This window comes from Citrobacter sp. Cpo037, assembly GCF_030332945.1.
Lineage (GTDB): Bacteria > Pseudomonadota > Gammaproteobacteria > Enterobacterales > Enterobacteriaceae > Citrobacter > Citrobacter portucalensis.
The window spans coordinates 191,872-210,807 of record NZ_JAOWGW010000046.1 but is presented as its reverse complement, the minus strand read 5'-3'; the positions used below and the strand labels follow the sequence as shown (position 1 = coordinate 210,807).

Sequence of the window (18,936 nt, the reverse complement as noted above, 5' to 3'; positions counted from 1 at the left end):
TTGCTGTTACAGCATAAAAATAAGACATCCTCGGTGCTAAACAGAGTAATATCGGCTACTGCCAGTCAGAAATGCCCCGTTTACGATCGCAAAGGAGATAAACATGTCAGAAATAATTATCGTTAGTGACGCGCTGGAACTGCGGGCGGTAGAAGAACAACACGTCACCCCTCTGCATCAGTTGGTGCTTAAAAATAAAACCTGGCTCCAACAGTCACTGAACTGGCCGCAGTTTGTCGAATCTGAGGACGACACGCGCAAAAACGTGCAGGGGAATATGATGTTGCACCAGCGCGGCTACGCCAAAATGTTCCTTATTTTCGAACAAGGGGAGGTGGCTGGCGTTATCTCGTTTAACCAGATAGAGCCGCTGAACAAAGCCGCTTATATTGGTTACTGGCTGGACGAAGAGCACCAGGGCAAAGGCATTTTGTCTCAGGCGCTACAGGCAATGATTCGTCATTATGCGCAGCGCCAGGAGATTCGCCGTTTCGTGATTAAATGTCGTGTAGATAACGTCAGGAGCAACCAGGTTGCACTGCGCAATGGCTTCCGACTGGAAGGATGTATGCAACAGGCGGAATTCCTTAATGGCGATTACCATGACGTGAATCTCTACGCCCGCATCATTGATGGTTCTTCAGAATAAACCGGCGATAGGGGTGCGCGTGATACGTTGTTCGCCGTTGATCACTTTTGGCCCGCGCAGATGGATCGCATCGCCATCAAAGGCTTCAACTTGGGCCTGATCGGTTATCTCAATATGATGCTCGATCAGCACTTCACCCAGAATACAGGCATAGCCTTCAATAAGGATGTGACCGTCAAGCTGTAGCGGTCCGCCACGTAATTGTGCATGCCCCCCAACCAGCACGTGGTGTTTCAGCACGCAGTTACCTTCAACCACCGCGTGTTCCGCCACCTGCGAGCTGTAGCGCAGGGTAGGAATGGCGTCTTCATCCGTTCCGGCGATGACGCGTGCATGCCCATAGACTTTGGCGCAATCGCAGATCCAGACATTATTCTCTTCGTTGCCTTCTATCCGTGCAAAATCAAAAACTTCAGCCCGATGTTCTATAAAGGCATAGTTGATCATCGCATCACCATAGATCTGCACCTGATGCACCACGCGTGAATTGCTGACGGTCGCCCGATCGTAAATTTGCAGGAGCTGGTCGCTTTCACGCGTTAACCCTCTGGCAGCGATGATTTCAGAGCCACACACAACGCGCGCATCACCGCAGAGAAGGCACTCGCCGCGAACAACAGAATCCCGAACGGTGACGTTGTCACGTATTTGCGCGTTATGGCTGATTTCTGCTCGGTCAATCCAGACGGCATCACCAATCTGCGCGCCATCTCTGACCACGCTTGCCTGTGTAATACGGGCGTCTCCGGTTATCGTCGCGCCGGAAAACGCGAGCGCATTCTCATCGTATATCCAGCAATTACCGCTTTGCGACAGAACGCTTTCATCATCAATCCAGCCACCGAGCGTACCGGATCTAACATCATTAAAATCAATGAGTGCGATGATTTGGCGTAGTAATACACTTTTTTTATTGCCATTATCCAGGTAACTAAAGGAGCGAGATTCATCGCTTAGACGGTATTTGGTCATAGCTCATTTCCATGTTGCGCACCTTAGTTAAACGTAGCAAAGTTTTCTGCACTGGCTAAACCGGCAGATATTCCATAAAATGCATTTCAAATATACTTTAAAAAATAAACAAAATGAGTAAGAACAAACAGAGTGAACGGGTCCTCAATCTTCCGGCCGGTTATTTTGGCATGGTACTGGGTACCATCGGGATGGGATTTGCGTGGCGTTACGCCAGCCAGGTGTGGCCGGTGAGCCACTGGATTGGTGATGGCTTAGTGATCCTCGCAATGGTCATTTGGGGATTGCTGACGCTGGCATTTGTGAATCGCTTACTACGTTTTCCGCACAGCGTACTGGCGGAAATTCGTCATCCGGTGATGAGCAGTTTTGTCAGTCTGTTTCCAGCAACAACGATGCTGGTCGCGATTGGTTTTGTACCTTGGTATCGACCGCTGGCGCTAGGATTGTTCAGCATTGGCGTGGTGATACAGCTGGCGTACGCCGCCTGGCAAACGGCAGGGCTGTGGCGCGGCGAGCATCCGGAAGAGGCCACCACGCCGGGTCTGTATCTGCCGACCGTTGCCAATAACTTTATCAGCGCCATGGCCTGTGGTGCACTTGGGTTCAACGATGCCGGGTTGGTGTTTTTGGGCGCCGGGGTATTTTCCTGGCTTAGCCTGGAGCCGGTGATTCTGCAGCGTTTACGTAGCTGCGGTGAACTACCGACGGTTTTACGTACTTCACTTGGTATACAGTTGGCACCCGCGCTGGTCGCCTGTAGCGCCTGGCTTAGCGTCAACGGCGGCGAGGGGGATACGTTAGCTAAAATGCTATTTGGTTATGGTCTGCTGCAACTTCTGTTCATGCTACGCCTTATGCCGTGGTATTTGTCACAGCCATTTAATGCGTCTTTCTGGAGCTTCTCGTTTGGCGTGTCTGCGTTGGCGACAACGGGATTGCATCTTGGACACGGCAGTGAATCAGGATTTTTTCATACTCTGTCTATCCCACTGTTTATTTTTACCAATTTTATCATTGCATTATTACTGATACGTACGTTTGCATTGCTGATGCAGGGGAAACTGCTCATCCGCACGGAGCGTGCTGCATTACTGAAATCTGAGGATAAATAATGACCCTTTGCGACGAAAACTACTTTACTGAAAAATATGATTTAACCCGTACGCATTCCGATGTCGTTGAAGCGGCAAAAGTGGTTGCACCAGGTAAAACGTTAGATCTGGGCTGCGGTAACGGCCGAAACAGCCTGTACCTGGCGGCAAACGGCTATGACGTTACCGCATGGGATAAAAACCCAATGAGCATCGCTAACCTTGAGCGCATCAAAGCGGCTGAGGGGCTGACCAACCTCAACGCGAAGGTCGCTGACCTTAATGCGTTACGTTTTGAGGGTGAATACGATTTTATTCTTTCTACCGTTGTACTGATGTTCCTTGAAGCTAAAACGATCCCTGGCCTTATTGAGAATATGCAACGTTGTACTAAACCGGGTGGATATAACTTAATCGTCGCAGCGATGGATACTGATGATTTTCCGTGCACAGTAGGTTTTCCGTTCGCGTTTAAAACCGGAGAATTACGCAACTATTACAGTGGGTGGGATCTGCTGAAATATAACGAAGACGTAGGTGAACTTCATCGTACAGATGAAAACGGTAATCGAATTAAACTGCGCTTTGCCACCATGCTGGCACGCAAAACTTCCTGAACCTCCCGTTTGGGTTAACTCTTTCTGCGTTCAGCATTTTTTGTGCTGAGCGCAGAGATAAAATTGTGCGGTGCTTACCATTTTTAGTACATCCAAAATGAAACTGTTTTGCTATCCTTTTTAGGCATCATTGCGAAAACTAAAGGGATCGTTTCATGCGTACTCAAACTTTATTTAAAGTTGCAGTGCTTACTGGCTTGTTGGCATTATCCGGCTGTGCGTCAAAAGTGACCGAGCCGGATAAATATTCTGGGTTTTTAAAAAATTACTCTGATCTGAAGGAAACAAAATCAGCATCGGGACAAACGGTACTCCGTTGGGTTGACCCGAGCTACAACGAATCCAAATATGACAACATTGTTTATAACCCGGTAACGTATTATCCGGTTCCTAAACCTACTACGCAGGTAGGGCAGCAGGTTCTTGATCAATTACTGACCTATACCAATACGAAGTTGAAAACGGCGATCGGTCAGCGTAAACCTCTGGTTACAACCCCAGGGCCACGTAGTCTGATTTTCCGCGGGGCGATTACCGGTGTAGCGACCAGCAAAGAAGGACTGCAGTTCTATGAAGTGGTCCCGGTTGCACTGCTCGTTGCAGGAACGCAAATGGCGACGGGTCACCGTACCATGGATACCAACCTCTATTTCGAGGGTGAGTTGATTGATGCAGCGACCAATAAACCGGTGATTAAAGTTGTACGTAAGGGTGAAGGTAAAGACCTGAACAACGAAAGCACGCCGATGGCGTTCGAAACGTTGAAGAAAGTTGTTGATGACATGGCGACCGATGCCTCCATGTTTGATGTGAACAAAAAACCACAATAAAAATGATGAACGCACCATCTCAGGATGGTGCGTTTTTTTATGCCACACGACGACGATAGAGTATTTTACCCATCAATGCTTCCGGTCGGGCAAACATCACCAGATTTCCCAGTAAGATCAACACCAATCCGGCAATCGCATTAACTTGCCAGATGTATCCTTCATACAATGTTGACAACGTCAGCGCCACCAGCGGGAACAGCAGCGTGCTGTATGCCGCCTTACTGGGACCAATGCGACCTACCAGCGTGAAATAAGCGCCAAAGGCAATCACTGAGCCGAAAATAGCCAGATATAACAGCGCGCTAAGATAGCTGAATGTCCACTGTGGCGTGAAGTTGTCGCCGCGCACCAGCGCAATGGCCGCGATCAGCAATGTGCCGTACAGCATGGCCCAGCTGTTGGTCGTTAACACTTCTAACCCTTTTTTCTGGTGACGCAGACTGATCATATTGCCCAGTGAGAAGCCGAAGGTTCCCAGAGCGCTCAAACCGATGCCCAGCAGCAGTGAATGATTAAACCCGCTGTTGAGCAAATCCTGCCAAAACAGAGTCACGATGCCCGTCAGTCCCAGACCCGCTGCAATATAGAAGCGCAGCGGTGGTTTTTGCCCAAAAAAGATGAAGCTATTAACTGCATTGAACAGGACGGCCATCGAGAAAATCACCGACTCCAGGCCGGTATTAATCCACGCCGCAGCCGTATAAAAACACCAGAAGTTAAAGCAAAAAACGCATCCGCCCTGTAACAGACAAAACAGATGATCGCGGCCAGACAGTTTGCGTAATTTACCGCTTAGCAACAGGATCACTATCATCACCGAGCTGGCAACTGCGAAGCGCCAAAAGATAGAAACCGGTGCAGAAACCGGACCTTGCTGCAAATAAATCGCAATCCATGTCGTTCCCCAAATAACCACCACCAGGCAGTACAACAGTGCGTTCATACAACTCTCTCTTTTTGTCGTCAGACTTACACTGTGTCACGACGGAATGCAGGAGACTTTCATCGGCTTGCGGTGTACTTGCAAAATCTTGCGCTTTTTTTAGCGTAATAGTGAAAAGGCAGCTGTTAACGATATGTAGCTGATATAGACTGAAAGCCTGCTAACTTATTTTGAATGTGATGGTATGTCTCAGCCCTACGGTGCCTTTGAAAACTTGCGCAAACATAATGCCGTGCTGCATGAATCGGTTGCGTTACATTCAGGGATCCAACTGGCGGCCTGGTCGAACAAGCGCGATACCATCACCCAATATTGCGATCACCATACGCTCAGTTTATACATCGCAGATGGTTACGAGAGTTACCACAAGACGGCGGAAGGATGGAAGAATGGCGGGGGACCAGACCGTTTTTGCCTGATGCCGAAAGAGAGTGAGTCCAGTTGGGATATTCGTGACGATCTTTCCTTTGTTCATCTCTATTGTACGGACGCGCATTTGCGAGAAGTGGGTGAAAAAGTTTGGGACAAAAGCCCCTATAGTTTCACGCTGGACGAGCATACGTTTGGCAGTGACCCGGGGATCACGGCGGTTTACCGTCAGTTTTTGCTTGGTAACGACTGGCAGCAACCGGCCAATCACCTCACGCTTAGCGCGGCATCTTCACTACTGTTAACGCATCTGATCCAGCATTACAGCAATGTGCAATGGCGACTTCCCGTTGTCACCGGAGGGCTTGCGCCTGCCACATTGCGCAACGTGCTGGCCTATATTGAAGCACATCTGGCGTATCCCATAACGTTGAGCGATCTGGCAAGCGAGGCAGCGCTAAGTGAATTCCATTTTGCCAGAATGTTTCGCCAGTCGATGAATATGGCGCCTCATCAGTACGTCATGCAACGCCGTATGGCGCTGGCGCAGCAACTGGTCTGTTATTCATCACGCAGCCTGTCGGATATTGCAATGGCCTGTGGGTTCAGTTCGGCGAGCCATTTCAGTAACCGGTTTAAACAAGTGACGGGTAAAACGCCAACGCAGCTACGCGCGGCGAAATAATGTCAACACTGAGTAGCAAATACCGCCGACGACCAGCCCCCAGAATGCAGACCCAACGCCAAATACCGTCAGACCACTGGCCGTAACCAGAAAAGTCACGATGGCCGCATCGCGTTCTGCTTCATTATGTAAGGCTTGAAATAAACTACCGCTAATCGTGCCGAGTAATGCCAGACCAGCAAGCATCTGGATCCAGCTTACGGGGAGGGCTGCCATCAGTCCTGTGACCGAACCGCCAAACACTCCAGCCAGAATGTAAAAGACACCCGCTGCCGCTGCGGCAAGCCAGCGTCGATTTGCATCTGGATGGGCTTCGGGGCTTTGGCAAATTGCGGCGGTTATGGCGGCGATGCAGATGGAATAGACGCCAAACGGCGAAAATAGCAGTGCCAGCAGCCCCGTAAAAACAATCAGGGGTGAAACGGGTAACGAATATCCAGATGCTTTCATGGTCGCAATACCTGGGGCATTTTGCGAAGCCATAGTAACCAGAAACAGCGGTAGCGCAATGCTGATACTGTGGGCTAATGAAAAGTGTGGGGCAATAAACGCTGGCAACACCGGTGACAGATTAACACCATCGGTGACAATGTCACCTTTAACCAGGGCGATAGCTATGCCTACCAACATTGCGGCGATTACGGCATACCGTGGGGCAATCACTTTTAGTACTAACCACGCCAGCAGCATGCTGCCGCACAAGATAAGCTCACTGTTCAGGCTATTGAACGCCTGCAAACCAAAACGCAGCAAGATCCCGGCCAGCATGGCTGATGCCAGCGAGTGGGGAATAATTTTCATCAGGCGAGCAAACAGCCCGGTTATACCGCACAGCACAATCAACGCATTAGCTACGATAAAAACACCGATAGCATCCTGAATCGATACCCCTTGCAGGCCCGTCACCAGCAGCGCGGCACCAGGCGTTGACCATGCGGTGAGTACAGGGGCGCGATACCACAATGTCAGCGCCAGCGTACTGACCCCCATTGCTAGCCCAAGTGCGGTCATCCAGCCTGCGATTTGTCCGGTCGTCGCACCTGCGGCGAGCGCCGCTTGCCAGATAATGGCCGCTGAACTGGCGTAGCCGACCAGGACCGCCACAAAACCCGACAAAACTGTAGGCAGGGGGATGGAAAATGTGCGCATAGCAACTCCGCGTGCGTTATAACGGTCAGTTACTGTAGCACTGTGCGTTATAGCGTACAAGTGCTAAGCTGTAGCCCCGAGAAAGGAGAGCGACGAAGGAGAAAAATGGACAACTTAACCCACTATCTGGCCACAACGCTCAAGACGCTACGTCACCAGCGTGAATGGAGCCTTTCGCGTCTGGCGGAGGAAACTGGCGTCTCAAAAGCGATGCTGGGGCAGATTGAGCGCAACGAATCCAGTCCAACGGTGGCAACATTGTGGAAAATTGCCACTGGACTGAACGTCCCGTTTTCAACGTTTATTTCACCACCAGAGTCAGACGGCACGCTAACATTCGATCCCCAGCAGCAGGCGATGGTCGTCACGCCGTTGTTCCCGTGGGATCCGCAACTGTGCTTCGATCATTTTTCGATACTGCTGGCACCCGGCGCGCTCAGTGAATCTACTCCGCATGAAACGGGCGTAATTGAGCACGTGGTGGTGATTAGTGGTCTGCTGGATATGTGTATTGAGGGGCAGTGGCGCACCTTTAAATCCGGTGAGGGTGTCCGTTTCGCCGGAGATACGGCACATAGCTACCGTAACAGTAGCGAGCAAACGGTTCATTTTCACTCGCTGATCCATTACCCACGCGGTTAATCGGGAAAACTATTCCGAAACGCCGCGCTTGTGACTACAATAACCGCCATTTTTACCGCTTGTGGATGGTAACAACTGTATGCGCCAGCAGCCTCATCACCTTGAATTGTTAAGCCCGGCTCGGGATACCGCCATTGCGCGCGAAGCCATTTTGCACGGCGCAGACGCCGTTTACATTGGTGGACCAGGTTTTGGCGCGCGTCATAACGCCAGCAATAGCCTGAAAGATATTGCCGAATTAGTGCCTTTTGCCCATCGTTACGGGGCAAAAATCTTTGTGACGCTAAACACGATCTTGCATGATGATGAGCTGGAGCCCGCACAACGGTTAATTACCGATCTGTATCAGACCGGCGTTGATGCCCTGATCGTGCAGGATATGGGGATTCTTGAACTGGATATTCCCCCGATTGAACTGCACGCCAGCACCCAGTGCGATATTCGCAGCGTTGAGAAGGCGAAATTTCTATCTGATGTGGGATTCACCCAGATTGTGCTGGCGCGCGAACTGAGCCTTGAGCAGATTAACGCTATCCATCAGGCTACCGATGCGACCATTGAGTTTTTCATTCACGGTGCGCTGTGCGTTGCCTATTCAGGACAGTGTTATATTTCACATGCACAAACCGGACGCAGCGCTAACCGCGGCGACTGTTCCCAGGCTTGCCGTCTGCCGTATACCCTGAAAGACGATCAGGGGCGCGTGGTGTCCTATGAAAAACATCTGCTGTCGATGAAAGATAACGATCAGACCGCCAACCTGGGTGCGTTGATTGACGCAGGTGTGCGTTCCTTCAAAATTGAAGGGCGCTATAAGGACATGAGTTATGTGAAGAATATTACCGCGCATTATCGCCAGATGCTCGACGCCATCATTGAAGAACGCGGCGATCTGGCCCGTTCATCAGCGGGACGTACCGAACATTTCTTTATCCCATCCACAGAGAAAACCTTCCATCGCGGCAGCACCGATTATTTTGTGAATGCCCGTAAAGGGGATATCGGCGCATTCGACTCGCCAAAGTTTATCGGTTTGCCGGTCGGCGAAGTCCTGAAGGTGGCGAAAGATCATCTCGATGTTGAGGTGACTGAACCGCTGGCAAACGGCGATGGCCTGAACGTGTTAATCAAACGTGAGGTTGTCGGATTCCGCGCCAACACCGTGGAAAAAACGGGGAACAATCGTTATCGGGTATGGCCGAATGAAATGCCTGCCGATCTGCACAAAGTGCGTCCGCATCATCCGCTGAATCGCAACCTCGATCATAACTGGCAGCAAGCGTTAACCAAAACCTCCAGCGAACGCCGTGTTGCGATCGATATTGAGCTCGGCGGCTGGCAGGAGCAGTTGATTCTGACGCTCACCAGTGAAGAGGGCGTGAGTATCACCCATACGTTGGACGGCCATTTTGAGGAAGCGAACAATGCGGAAAAAGCGTTGAGTAACCTACAGGATGGACTGGCAAAACTGGGTCAGACGATGTACTACGCCCGCAATATTCAGGTGAATCTGCCAGGCGCGTTGTTTGTGCCAAACGGTCAACTAAATCAGTTACGACGTGAAGCCGTTGATATGCTGGATGCAGCGCGCCTGCAAAGCTATCAGCGCGGTAGCCGCAAACCGGTATCTCAGCCAGCGCCGGTTTATCCGCAAACGCACTTGAGTTTCCTGGCTAACGTCTACAACCAAAAAGCGCGTGAGTTTTATCACCGTTATGGCGTTCAGTTGATTGATGCCGCTTATGAAGCGCATGAAGAAAAGGGCGAAGTGCCGGTGATGATCACCAAACATTGCCTGCGTTTCGCCTTTAACCTGTGCCCGAAACAGGCGAAAGGTAACATCAAAAGCTGGAAAGCAACACCGATGCAACTGGTTAACGGCGATGAAGTCCTGACGCTGAAATTTGATTGCCGACCGTGCGAAATGCACGTGATCGGCAAGATGAAACATCACATTCTGAAGATGCCGTTGCCCGGCAGCGTCGTGGCTTCGGTCAGTCCAGAAGAACTGATGAAGACACTGCCGAAGCGCAAAGGTTAATCGTTAGCTCAGATGTGTATCGGGTTTGCGTGATTTTTGCCAGTGATGGTGTTCACGAAGATCGGCGGCGGATTCTTCCGCCGTCACTCGCAACTCATCGCTGTCGGCCGTGTGTCGTAGTAAATGATCGGCATCCTGCACCTGAAGATATTCATGTCCCTGATTAGTAGCGAAAAGTTGACCGGAAAAAAGCGCGCTGGCCAGCAATAACACCGTTAACCCTTTCTTAAACATCATGCACCCTCTGGTACGTTAGCTGCGGAATTGGCGATAATTTCGCCAGGTGACTATTCAATATTTTAATCGAGTTAATGACAATCTCTGTTTTGCCATTTCGATGTTTTTTACATTTTTGTTTAGTCGATGTTGGGATTTGTAACACCCGGGCAGTGCAGCGCGCTGACCGGGTGTGATCAGGGCGAGATTCAGGACTTAAATCCGGCGGCCGTCATCAGGAGACGAAAGAACATGCCGACTGCGGCGAGGGCCAGCACGCTGCCGCCCCAGAGGATCACCAGCCACATCAGGCGTTTCCAGATTGTTTGTTGCATCAATGATACCCCTCACCATGTTGAACTTTGCCGCGGAAAACGTAGTAGCTCCAGAAGGTGTACACCAGGATTATCGGGATAATCAGCAGTGCGCCAACCAACATAAAGCCCTGACTTTGTGCCGGAGCCGCCGCCTGCCAGAGCGTAATAGACGGTGGAATGATATGTGGCCAGATACTGATCCCCAGCCCGCTAAACCCGAGAAAAATCAGCCCCAGCGTTAATACAAAAGGCAGCGTATGGCAGTTATGTTGCCCCAGCGAACGCCACAGCCAGAGACTGATAAGCGCAACCAGCAGCGGAACCGGCATCAGGAACCACAGGTTGGGCAGGCTAAACCAACGCTCGGCAATCGCGCTATGTGCCAGTGGTGTCCACAGGCTGATAATGGCAATCACAACCAACATTGCCAGCAGCAGTTTTTTGGCCACACTGCGCATTTTATCCTGCAACGGATTTTCGCTTTTCATCACCAGCCATGTCGCCCCCAGCAGGGCGTAAGCCACGACCAGACCAACGCCGCAGAACAACGTGAACGGGGTCAACCAGTCGAAAGGACCGCCGCTGTAGCTGCGTCCGGTAACGGAGAATCCGTTGAGTACGGCACCCACCACGACACCTTGCGTGAATGTCGCGAGGATTGAACCGCCGAGAAAGGCTTTATCCCAGAATGGTCGGTGCGCAGGTGTGGCTTTGAAGCGAAACTCGAACGCGACGCCGCGAAAAATCAGGCCGATTAGCATCAGGGTCAACGGGATCGTCAGCGCATCGACAATCACCGCATAGGCCAGGGGGAAAGCGCCGAATAATCCGGCTCCGCCCAACACCAGCCAGGTTTCATTGCCGTCCCATACCGGGGCGACGCTGTTGACCATCACATCGCGATCGTCAGCGTCCTGAATCGCTGGGAATAAAATGCCAATCCCGAGATCAAAACCGTCCATCACGATATACATCAGCGTGGCGAAGACGATAATCACAAACCAGATAACTGATAAATCGATACCCATTAGCGATGTGCCTCCGGTTGAGAATCGAGGACGGCGGCTGAAAGCGGCCGTGCAGGTGTGCCTGTCGGCGGAATGGTCGGGTCATCTTCCTGTGGCCCTTTACGGATCAGGCGGATCATGTAGCTGTAACCCACGCCAAATACTGAGCTGTACACCACAAAGAAGGACAGCAGGCTGATGCTCATATGTAAATCGCCATGTGCAGAGACCGCATCCGCCGTACGTTGCAGACCGTAAACCACCCACGGCTGACGGCCAACTTCAGTGGTCACCCAACCGGCAAGGATGGCAATCAGACCGGAGGGGCCCATCCATAAGGCAAAGCGCAGAAAAGGGCGTGAGGTGTATAAACGCTGCTTATAGCGCAGCCACAGGGCAAAAGTACCCAGTAGGATCATCAGCATGCCTAGCCCGGCCATTATGCGAAACGACCAGAACACCATAGTGGAGTTGGGCCTGTCTTCTTTAGGAAACTCTTTTAGGGCCGGGACCTGTTTGTCCAGACTATGGGTCAGGATCAGACTGCCCAGCGCCGGGATTTCCAGCCCATAGCGGGTGCGTTCCTGCTCCATATCCGGCCAGCCGAACAGCAGCAGCGGAGTCGGTTCACCGGGGCGATTTTCCCAGTGTCCTTCAATCGCAGCAATTTTTGCCGGCTGATGCTTCAGCGTATTCAAACCGTGCATATCGCCAATCAAGGCCTGCAGTGGAGCGACGATTAATGTCATCCACAGCGCCATCGAAAACATCGCTCGAATTGCTGGTGTGTTATTCCCGCGCAGCAAATGCCATGCCCCCGAGGCAGCAACAAACAACGCGCTACTCAGGAAGGCGGCAACCGACATATGCAGCAGACGATAGGGGAATGAAGGATTGAAAATAACGGCGAACCAGTCGACGGGAACGACCTGGCCGTTAACTATTTCATAGCCTTGCGGTGTCTGCATCCAGCTGTTGGAGGCGAGGATCCAGAAGGTTGAAATAATGGTACCCAGTGCGACCATGCAGGTGGCAAAGAAATGAAGCCCTGGACCAACCCGATTCCAGCCAAACAACATCACCCCAAGGAAGCCCGCTTCGAGGAAGAAGGCGGTTAATACTTCATAGGTCAGTAACGGCCCAGTGATACTCCCAGCGAACTCGGAAAAACCACTCCAGTTGGTGCCGAACTGATAAGCCATCACCAGCCCGGAAACGACACCCATACCAAAATTTACGGCGAATATTTTCGACCAAAAATGGTAAAGCGATCGCCAGGTGGGGTTTTTCGTTTTTAGCCATAGCCCTTCAAGCACAGCCAGATAACTGGCGAGTCCGATAGTAATAGCCGGAAAGATGATGTGAAAGGATACCGTAAACGCGAACTGGATCCTTGCCAGGTGAAACGCGTCAAGACCGAACATGCTTAACTCCGCAGGCAAAATTGATTTAGCGCAATTCTAAGTCTGAGGAGCAATGGAAGGCAGAAACAGAACAGTTCTTTTTAACCATAACAGTTGCAGCGCTGTTATAAGTTGCACTCGCTGATATGAAATCTGGAAGCTTGATTCCTGTTATTGAATAGCGTTCTCTTCTTGAAATACGCGCCGTAGGCAAAGAACTGTCATTACCGATGTTGTAAAACTGTTAACTATAACAGTTAAATAAAATACCCTGATTATGTAAACTGATATACACAGTGGTTGTCACCGACACCGGTAATCAGGACGAAAAATGAAAAAATACCAGCGACTGGCAGAGCAAATTCGCGATCAAATTGCGTCTGGCGTATGGCAGCCGGGCGATCGCTTGCCATCTTTGCGTGAGCAGGTGGTCAGCAGCGGCATGAGTTTTATGACCGTCGGACACGCATACCAGTTGCTGGAAAGCCAGGGGCGGATTATTGCCCGACCGCAGTCTGGTTATTATGTCGCCGCGCGCCCCGAACGTGAACTTGCTGCGCCGCAGGTGCAGGTCATGCGCGATGAAGCAGTGGATATCAATACCTACATTTTTGATATGTTGCAGGCCAGCCGGGATGCGTCAGTGATGCCCTTTGCCTCCGCATTCCCCGACCCGCGGCTGTTTCCACTTCAGCAGTTGAATCGCTCGTTGGCGCAGGTGAGTAAAACTGCCACCGCCATGAGCGTGATTGAAAACCTGCCGCCGGGGAATGCTGAGCTGCGTCATGCCATTGCCCGTCGCTATGCTCAACAGGGGATGACCATTTCACCTGATGAAATCGTCATCACCACCGGCGCGCTGGAAGCCCTTAATCTGAGCCTGCAAGCGGTCACTGAACCGGGTGACTGGGTGATTGTCGAAAACCCCTGTTTTTACGGGGCGTTGCAGGCCCTGGAACGATTACGTCTGAAGGCGTTGTCGGTGGCCACCGACGTTAAAGAGGGGATCGATCTTGCTGCGTTGGAGCAGGCGTTGCAGGAGTACCCGGTAAAAGCCTGCTGGCTAATGACCAACAGCCAAAACCCACTGGGTTTTACGCTCAGCGCAGAGAAAAAGGCGCGTCTGGTCGCCTTGCTGGAAAAATACCACGTAATGTTGATTGAAGATGATGTTTACAGCGAGTTGTATTTTGGCCGCGAAAAACCGTTGCCTGCCAAAGCCTGGGATCGCGCCGACAGCGTTCTGCATTGTTCGTCTTTCTCGAAGTGCCTGGTGCCAGGATTTCGTATTGGCTGGGTAGCAGCAGGGAAACATGCCCGGCGTATTCAGCGACTCCAGCTAATGAGCACCTTATCTACCAGTTCACCCATGCAGCTTGCCCTTGTTGATTATCTTTCAACCCGGCGCTATGACGCGCATCTGCGGCGCTTGCGTCGGCAACTGGCGGAACGTAAACAACAGGCCTGGCAAACGCTGCTGCGTCATCTTCCGGCGGAAGTCAAAATTCACCACAACGACAGCGGTTATTTTCTGTGGCTGGAGCTGCCGGAACCGCTTGATGCCGGTGTGCTCAGTACCCATGCGCTGGCACACCACATCAGTATTGCGCCGGGGAAAATGTTCTCGACCTCGGGAAGCTGGACACGTTTTTTTCGTTTTAATACTGCATGGCACTGGGGAGATCGCGAAGAGCAGGCCGTAAAACAGCTTGGTAAATTAATTCGTGAAATGATGAAATAAACCATAACGCGCTATTCAATATAAATGAATAGCGTGTTCTTATTTTCGAAATAGTGAATGCCGAACCACGGTATTATTTATATCGGGTGCGTCCATACAAAATATCAATAGTTAATGCTATTGCCACCTCTGCGTCTAACTCCTTGTCTATACTCCAGAAGATTACCCCCTGGTCAGAGTCTGTAGCGTAATGAGCGTTAGCTCACAACCTGATTAAATTTCCTTGCGCCAGCAGGAACGCTTACAACACCCCGACTATTTTTAGAAAAGGACATATATTTACGGCAAGGCTGCCGCTCAATATTTTTTAGACAGGAGTAAGACGTTATGAGCAAGCAGTTTGCCCTCAGTAGCCTGTGCGCACTCAGTATGACGCTGATGACTGCGCAGGCAGCCGAACCCCCCACATCATTAGATAAACCGGAAGGCCGCCTGGATATTATTGCCTGGCCGGGTTATATCGAACGTGGGCAAACCGATAAACAATATGACTGGGTCTCACAGTTTGAGAAAGATACCGGCTGCGCGGTTAATGTAAAAACGGCAGCCACATCTGATGAAATGGTCAGCCTGATGGCAAAAGGCGGCTACGACCTGGTTACCGCTTCTGGTGATGCCTCACTGCGCCTGATTATGGGAAAACGCGTTCAGCCAATTAATACCGCGCTGATCCCTAACTGGAAAACCATCGATCCACGCGTGGTAAAAGGCGAATGGTTTAACGTTGGCGGAAAAGTTTATGGCACACCGTACCAGTGGGGACCAAACCTGCTGATGTATAACACCAAAATTTTCCCAACGCCGCCGGATAGCTGGAGCGTGGTGTTTGTTGAGCAAAAACTTGAGGATGGGAAAAGCAATAAAGGGCGCGTTCAGGCCTACGATGGCCCGATCTATATTGCCGATGCCGCGTTATTCGTTAAAGCCACTCAGCCGCAGTTGGGTATTACCGATCCCTATCAGCTCACTGAAAAACAGTATCAGGCGGTGATCAAAGTCCTGAGCGATCAGCACGCGCTGATCCATCGCTATTGGCACGATACCACCGTGCAAATGAGCGATTTCAAAAACGAAGGCGTGGTAGCGTCAAGCGCCTGGCCTTATCAGGCTAACGCCTTGAAAGGCGAAGGTCAGCCAATTGCCACGGTCTTCCCAAAAGAAGGGGTTACCGGATGGGCTGATACCACCATGCTGCACAGTGAAGCGAAACACCCGGTTTGTGCTTACAAATGGATGAACTGGTCATTAACCCCGAAAGTACAGGGCGACGTAGCGGCCTGGTTTGGTTCTCTGCCAGTAGTGCCTGAAGGTTGTAAAGCCAGCCCGTTACTGGGTGAAAAAGGCTGTGAAACCAACGGCTATAGTTATTTCGACAAAATTGCCTTCTGGAAAACGCCGATTGCCGAAGGTGGAAAATTCGTTCCTTACAGTCGCTGGACGCAGGATTACATCGCCATTATGGGCGGTCGTTAATTCCGCTGGGGGTTTTATGACGTACGCAGTGGAGTTTCATAACGTCTCGCGTTTGTATGGGGATGTTCGAGCAGTTGATGGGGTAAGTATTGCGATTAACGACGGTGAGTTTTTCTCTATGCTGGGGCCATCCGGCTCCGGCAAGACCACCTGTCTGCGCCTGATTGCTGGGTTTGAACAACTGTCAGGCGGCGCAATCACTATTTTTGGTAAACAGGCCAGCGAATTGCCGCCCTGGGAGCGGGATGTAAATACGGTATTTCAGGATTACGCGTTATTCCCGCATATGTCGATTCTCGACAACGTCGCTTACGGGCTGATGGTCAAAGGCATCGATAAAAAACAGCGCCACGCCAAAGCGCGAGAGGCGTTGGATAAAGTTGCGCTCGGTTTTGTTTATGAACGCAAACCGTCGCAACTTTCCGGTGGTCAGCGGCAGCGCGTGGCGATTGCCCGGGCGCTGGTCAATGAGCCGCGCGTCCTGCTGTTGGATGAACCGCTCGGGGCATTGGATCTCAAACTGCGTGAGCAGATGCAGCTGGAGCTGAAGAAATTACAGCAATCCCTTGGTATCACCTTCATTTTCGTCACTCACGATCAGGGGGAAGCCCTGTCGATGTCCGATCGTGTGGCGGTGTTTAATAACGGTCGCATCGAACAGGTGGATTCTCCGCGCGAACTGTACATGCGTCCGCGGACACCGTTTGTGGCAAGTTTCGTCGGGACGTCCAATGTCTTTGATGCCACGATGTCAGCGAACGTTTGCGGGCTACAGGGGATGTTCTCCCTGCGTCCGGAACACATTCGCTTGAATGATACCGGAGGAGAAGTTCAGGCCAGGGGTGTTATCCAGGCGGTGCAGTATCAGGGGGCGGCGACGCGGTTTGAACTAAAACTGGCCGGTGGTGAAAAGTTGCTGGTTAGCCAGGCGAATCTGACGGGCGAAATGCTACCGTCAACGTTGTCGCCAGGTCAGCAGGTGATGGCATCCTGGTCACGCGACGTGATGGTACCGCTGGTTGAGGAGAGGTGAATGGCTATGAACGTCTTACATTCGCCTCCACAGTCGACCAACCTGAATCGGATCTCAGGTTACTTCTGGCGTAATCCGGGGCTGGGGCTGTTTTTGCTGCTCCTCGGACCGCTGATGTGGTTTGGCATCGTCTACTTTGGCTCATTACTGACACTGTTGTGGCAAGGTTTTTATACCTTCGACGATTTCACCATGTCGGTCACACCAGACCTGACGCTGGCGAATTTGCAGGCGCTGTTTAATCCCGCTAACTACGACATCATTTTGCGCACTCTGACGATGGCGGTAGCGGTCACCATCGCCAGCGCGATTCTGGCGTTTCCGATGGCGTGGTATATGGCTCGCTATACCAGCGGCAAAATGAAGGCTTTTTTTTACATTGCCGTAATGTTGCCAATGTGGGCCAGCTACATCGTTAAAGCCTATGCGTGGACGCTGCTGTTGGCTAAAGACGGCGTGGCGCAGTGGTTTTTAACCCACCTTGGGCTGGAGCCGTTGCTGCTTTCGTTCCTGACATTACCTGCGGTAGGCGGCAATACGCTGTCGACTTCAGGGTTAGGGCGTTTCCTGGTGTTCGTCTATATCTGGCTGCCGTTTATGATCCTGCCGGTACAGGCCGCGCTGGAGAGACTTCCGCCGTCGCTGTTACAGGCTTCTGCTGATTTGGGCGCGCGTCCGCGTCAAACCTTCCGCTATGTGGTGCTTCCATTGGCGATACCGGGCATTGCAGCGGGTTCGATCTTTACCTTCTCTCTGACGTTGGGTGACTTTATTGTGCCGCAACTGGTGGGACCGCCGGGCTATTTCATCGGCAACATGGTGTATTCGCAACAAGGGGCGATCGGCAATATGCCGATGGCGGCGGCATTTACTCTGGTGCCGATTGTGTTAATCGCACTGTATCTGGCGTTCGTGAAGCGTCTGGGAGCTTTCGATGCACTCTGAACGCGCACCCTGGCTACTCAAACTGGCGGCATGGGGCGGGGTTATTTTCCTGCACTTTCCCATCCTCATCATCGCCACCTATGCTTTTAATACTGAGGAGGCTGCTTTTAGTTTTCCACCCCAGGGATTAACGCTGAAGTGGTTTAGCGTTGCTGCGCAGCGTAGCGATATCCTGGAGTCTGTGACGTTGTCACTTAAGATCGCTGCGTTGTCCACAGCTATTGCCCTTGTTCTGGGGACGCTGGCCGCGGCCGCGCTGTGGCGTAGGGATTTTTTTGGCAAAAGTGCAATATCGCTGTTGCTACTGTTGCCGATCGCGCTGCCGGGCATTATTACCGGCCTTGCGCTGTTGACGGCGTTTAAAACCATCAACCTGGAACCGGGTTTTCTCACGATCGTGGTGGGCCATGCGACGTTTTGCGTGGTGGTGGTGTTTAACAACGTTGTGGCGCGTTTTCGCCGTACCTCATGGAGTCTGGTCGAAGCGTCTATGGATCTTGGCGCCAATGGCTGGCAAACCTTTCGTTATGTCGTGCTGCCAAATCTGGCATCGGCACTTCTGGCGGGGGGGATGCTGGCGTTTGCCTTGTCGTTTGATGAAATCATCGTGACAACGTTCACTGCCGGACATGAAAGAACACTTCCTCTGTGGCTGCTCAATCAATTGGGTCGTCCACGGGATGTGCCGGTCACCAACGTTGTGGCATTGCTGGTAATGCTGGTGACAACACTGCCAATTTTAGGGGCCTGGTGGCTAACGCGTGAAGGCGACAATCTCGCCGGAAACGGTAAATAAACGACGATATG

The 18,936-nt window shown here is 51.6% G+C and carries 19 protein-coding genes; 12 read left to right on the top strand and 7 right to left on the bottom strand.

The window, feature by feature from the left end; translation table 11 throughout:
* The first annotated feature begins 103 nt into the window (after positions 1–103).
* Complete coding sequence (rimL, locus tag OGX94_RS06980) at positions 104–649, top strand: 50S ribosomal protein L7/L12-serine acetyltransferase (RefSeq protein WP_148361937.1); 546 nt, start codon at positions 104–106, stop codon at positions 647–649.
* On the opposite strand, the gene ydcK is transcribed toward rimL, so the two are convergent.
* The gene (ydcK, locus tag OGX94_RS06975; protein ID WP_257661964.1) at positions 641–1,621 is read right to left on the bottom strand and encodes a YdcK family protein; all 981 of its coding nucleotides are present in this window, start codon (positions 1,619–1,621) and stop codon (positions 641–643) included. The two genes, rimL and ydcK, sit on opposite strands and share 9 nt — an antisense overlap.
* Before the next feature lie 113 nt (positions 1,622–1,734).
* On the opposite strand from ydcK, the gene tehA reads away from it, so the two are divergent.
* From tehA to OGX94_RS06960, 3 genes are all read left to right on the top strand, one after another.
* The gene (gene tehA / locus OGX94_RS06970; RefSeq protein WP_003833162.1) at positions 1,735–2,736 is read left to right on the top strand and encodes a dicarboxylate transporter/tellurite-resistance protein TehA; all 1,002 of its coding nucleotides are present in this window, start codon (positions 1,735–1,737) and stop codon (positions 2,734–2,736) included.
* Positions 2,736–3,332, top strand: a complete 597-nt coding sequence (gene tehB / locus OGX94_RS06965) for a tellurite resistance methyltransferase TehB (protein WP_003833160.1) — start codon at positions 2,736–2,738, stop codon at positions 3,330–3,332. Before tehA ends, tehB begins: the two co-directional genes overlap by 1 nt.
* 155 nt (positions 3,333–3,487) lie before the next feature.
* Positions 3,488–4,162: a DUF3313 domain-containing protein gene (locus OGX94_RS06960; RefSeq protein ID WP_003833157.1), complete on the top strand. Its 675-nt coding sequence runs from the start codon at positions 3,488–3,490 to the stop codon at positions 4,160–4,162.
* 37 nt (positions 4,163–4,199) lie between these two features.
* Here OGX94_RS06960 and OGX94_RS06955 read toward each other — a convergent pair whose 3' ends face one another.
* Positions 4,200–5,108, bottom strand: coding sequence for a DMT family transporter (locus OGX94_RS06955; protein ID WP_003833155.1), 909 nt, complete (start codon positions 5,106–5,108; stop codon positions 4,200–4,202).
* Between the two features lie 184 nt (positions 5,109–5,292).
* Here OGX94_RS06955 and OGX94_RS06950 point away from each other — a divergent pair, with 184 nt between their 5' ends.
* The gene (locus OGX94_RS06950) at positions 5,293–6,162 is read left to right on the top strand and encodes an AraC family transcriptional regulator (RefSeq protein WP_257661965.1); all 870 of its coding nucleotides are present in this window, start codon (positions 5,293–5,295) and stop codon (positions 6,160–6,162) included.
* Here the strand turns inward: OGX94_RS06950 and OGX94_RS06945 are convergent.
* On the bottom strand, positions 6,145–7,311 hold the full coding sequence (locus OGX94_RS06945; RefSeq protein ID WP_126317998.1) for a benzoate/H(+) symporter BenE family transporter: 1,167 nt from the start codon (positions 7,309–7,311) through the stop codon (positions 6,145–6,147). The genes OGX94_RS06950 and OGX94_RS06945 overlap by 18 nt on opposite strands.
* A 105-nt stretch (positions 7,312–7,416) precedes the next feature.
* Here OGX94_RS06945 and OGX94_RS06940 point away from each other — a divergent pair, with 105 nt between their 5' ends.
* Both OGX94_RS06940 and rlhA read left to right on the top strand, forming a co-directional pair.
* Complete coding sequence (locus tag OGX94_RS06940) at positions 7,417–7,953, top strand: helix-turn-helix domain-containing protein (RefSeq protein WP_071446326.1); 537 nt, start codon at positions 7,417–7,419, stop codon at positions 7,951–7,953.
* 79 nt (positions 7,954–8,032) lie between these two features.
* Positions 8,033–9,994 carry a 23S rRNA 5-hydroxycytidine C2501 synthase gene (gene rlhA, locus OGX94_RS06935; protein WP_257661966.1) on the top strand — a complete coding sequence of 654 codons (1,962 nt, stop codon included), beginning with the start codon at positions 8,033–8,035 and terminating at the stop codon, positions 9,992–9,994.
* A 3-nt stretch (positions 9,995–9,997) separates the two neighbouring features.
* Here rlhA and OGX94_RS06930 read toward each other — a convergent pair whose 3' ends face one another.
* From OGX94_RS06930 to OGX94_RS06915, 4 genes are all read right to left on the bottom strand, one after another.
* Positions 9,998–10,228 carry a DUF2554 family protein gene (locus OGX94_RS06930; protein ID WP_003020233.1) on the bottom strand — a complete coding sequence of 77 codons (231 nt, stop codon included), beginning with the start codon at positions 10,226–10,228 and terminating at the stop codon, positions 9,998–10,000.
* 191 nt (positions 10,229–10,419) lie between these two features.
* Entirely contained in the window at positions 10,420–10,545 is a 126-nt protein-coding gene (locus OGX94_RS06925; protein WP_003020230.1) for a DUF2474 domain-containing protein, read from the bottom strand.
* Positions 10,545–11,555 (bottom strand): cytochrome d ubiquinol oxidase subunit II, encoded by a 1,011-nt coding sequence (cydB, locus tag OGX94_RS06920; protein WP_111465540.1) that lies wholly within the window; start codon positions 11,553–11,555, stop codon positions 10,545–10,547. Before cydB ends, OGX94_RS06925 begins: the two co-directional genes overlap by 1 nt.
* Positions 11,555–12,958: a cytochrome ubiquinol oxidase subunit I gene (locus tag OGX94_RS06915; protein WP_126318004.1), complete on the bottom strand. Its 1,404-nt coding sequence runs from the start codon at positions 12,956–12,958 to the stop codon at positions 11,555–11,557. The genes cydB and OGX94_RS06915 overlap by 1 nt, the downstream gene beginning before the upstream one ends.
* A gap of 310 nt (positions 12,959–13,268) precedes the next feature.
* Here OGX94_RS06915 and OGX94_RS06910 point away from each other — a divergent pair, with 310 nt between their 5' ends.
* From OGX94_RS06910 to OGX94_RS06890, 5 genes are all read left to right on the top strand, one after another.
* Complete coding sequence (locus OGX94_RS06910; protein ID WP_148361941.1) at positions 13,269–14,678, top strand: aminotransferase-like domain-containing protein; 1,410 nt, start codon at positions 13,269–13,271, stop codon at positions 14,676–14,678.
* 327 nt (positions 14,679–15,005) lie between these two features.
* Positions 15,006–16,151, top strand: coding sequence for a putative ABC transporter substrate-binding protein YdcS (gene ydcS / locus OGX94_RS06905; protein ID WP_008784842.1), 1,146 nt, complete (start codon positions 15,006–15,008; stop codon positions 16,149–16,151).
* Between the two features lie 16 nt (positions 16,152–16,167).
* On the top strand, positions 16,168–17,184 hold the full coding sequence (locus OGX94_RS06900) for an ABC transporter ATP-binding protein (protein WP_063940776.1): 1,017 nt from the start codon (positions 16,168–16,170) through the stop codon (positions 17,182–17,184).
* Positions 17,185–18,129 (top strand): ABC transporter permease, encoded by a 945-nt coding sequence (locus tag OGX94_RS06895; RefSeq protein ID WP_003833133.1) that lies wholly within the window; start codon positions 17,185–17,187, stop codon positions 18,127–18,129.
* A complete protein-coding gene (locus OGX94_RS06890) occupies positions 18,119–18,925 on the top strand; it encodes an ABC transporter permease (protein ID WP_257661967.1) in 807 nt (268 codons plus the stop codon). The genes OGX94_RS06895 and OGX94_RS06890 overlap by 11 nt, the downstream gene beginning before the upstream one ends.
* Positions 18,926–18,936 lie beyond the last annotated feature (11 nt).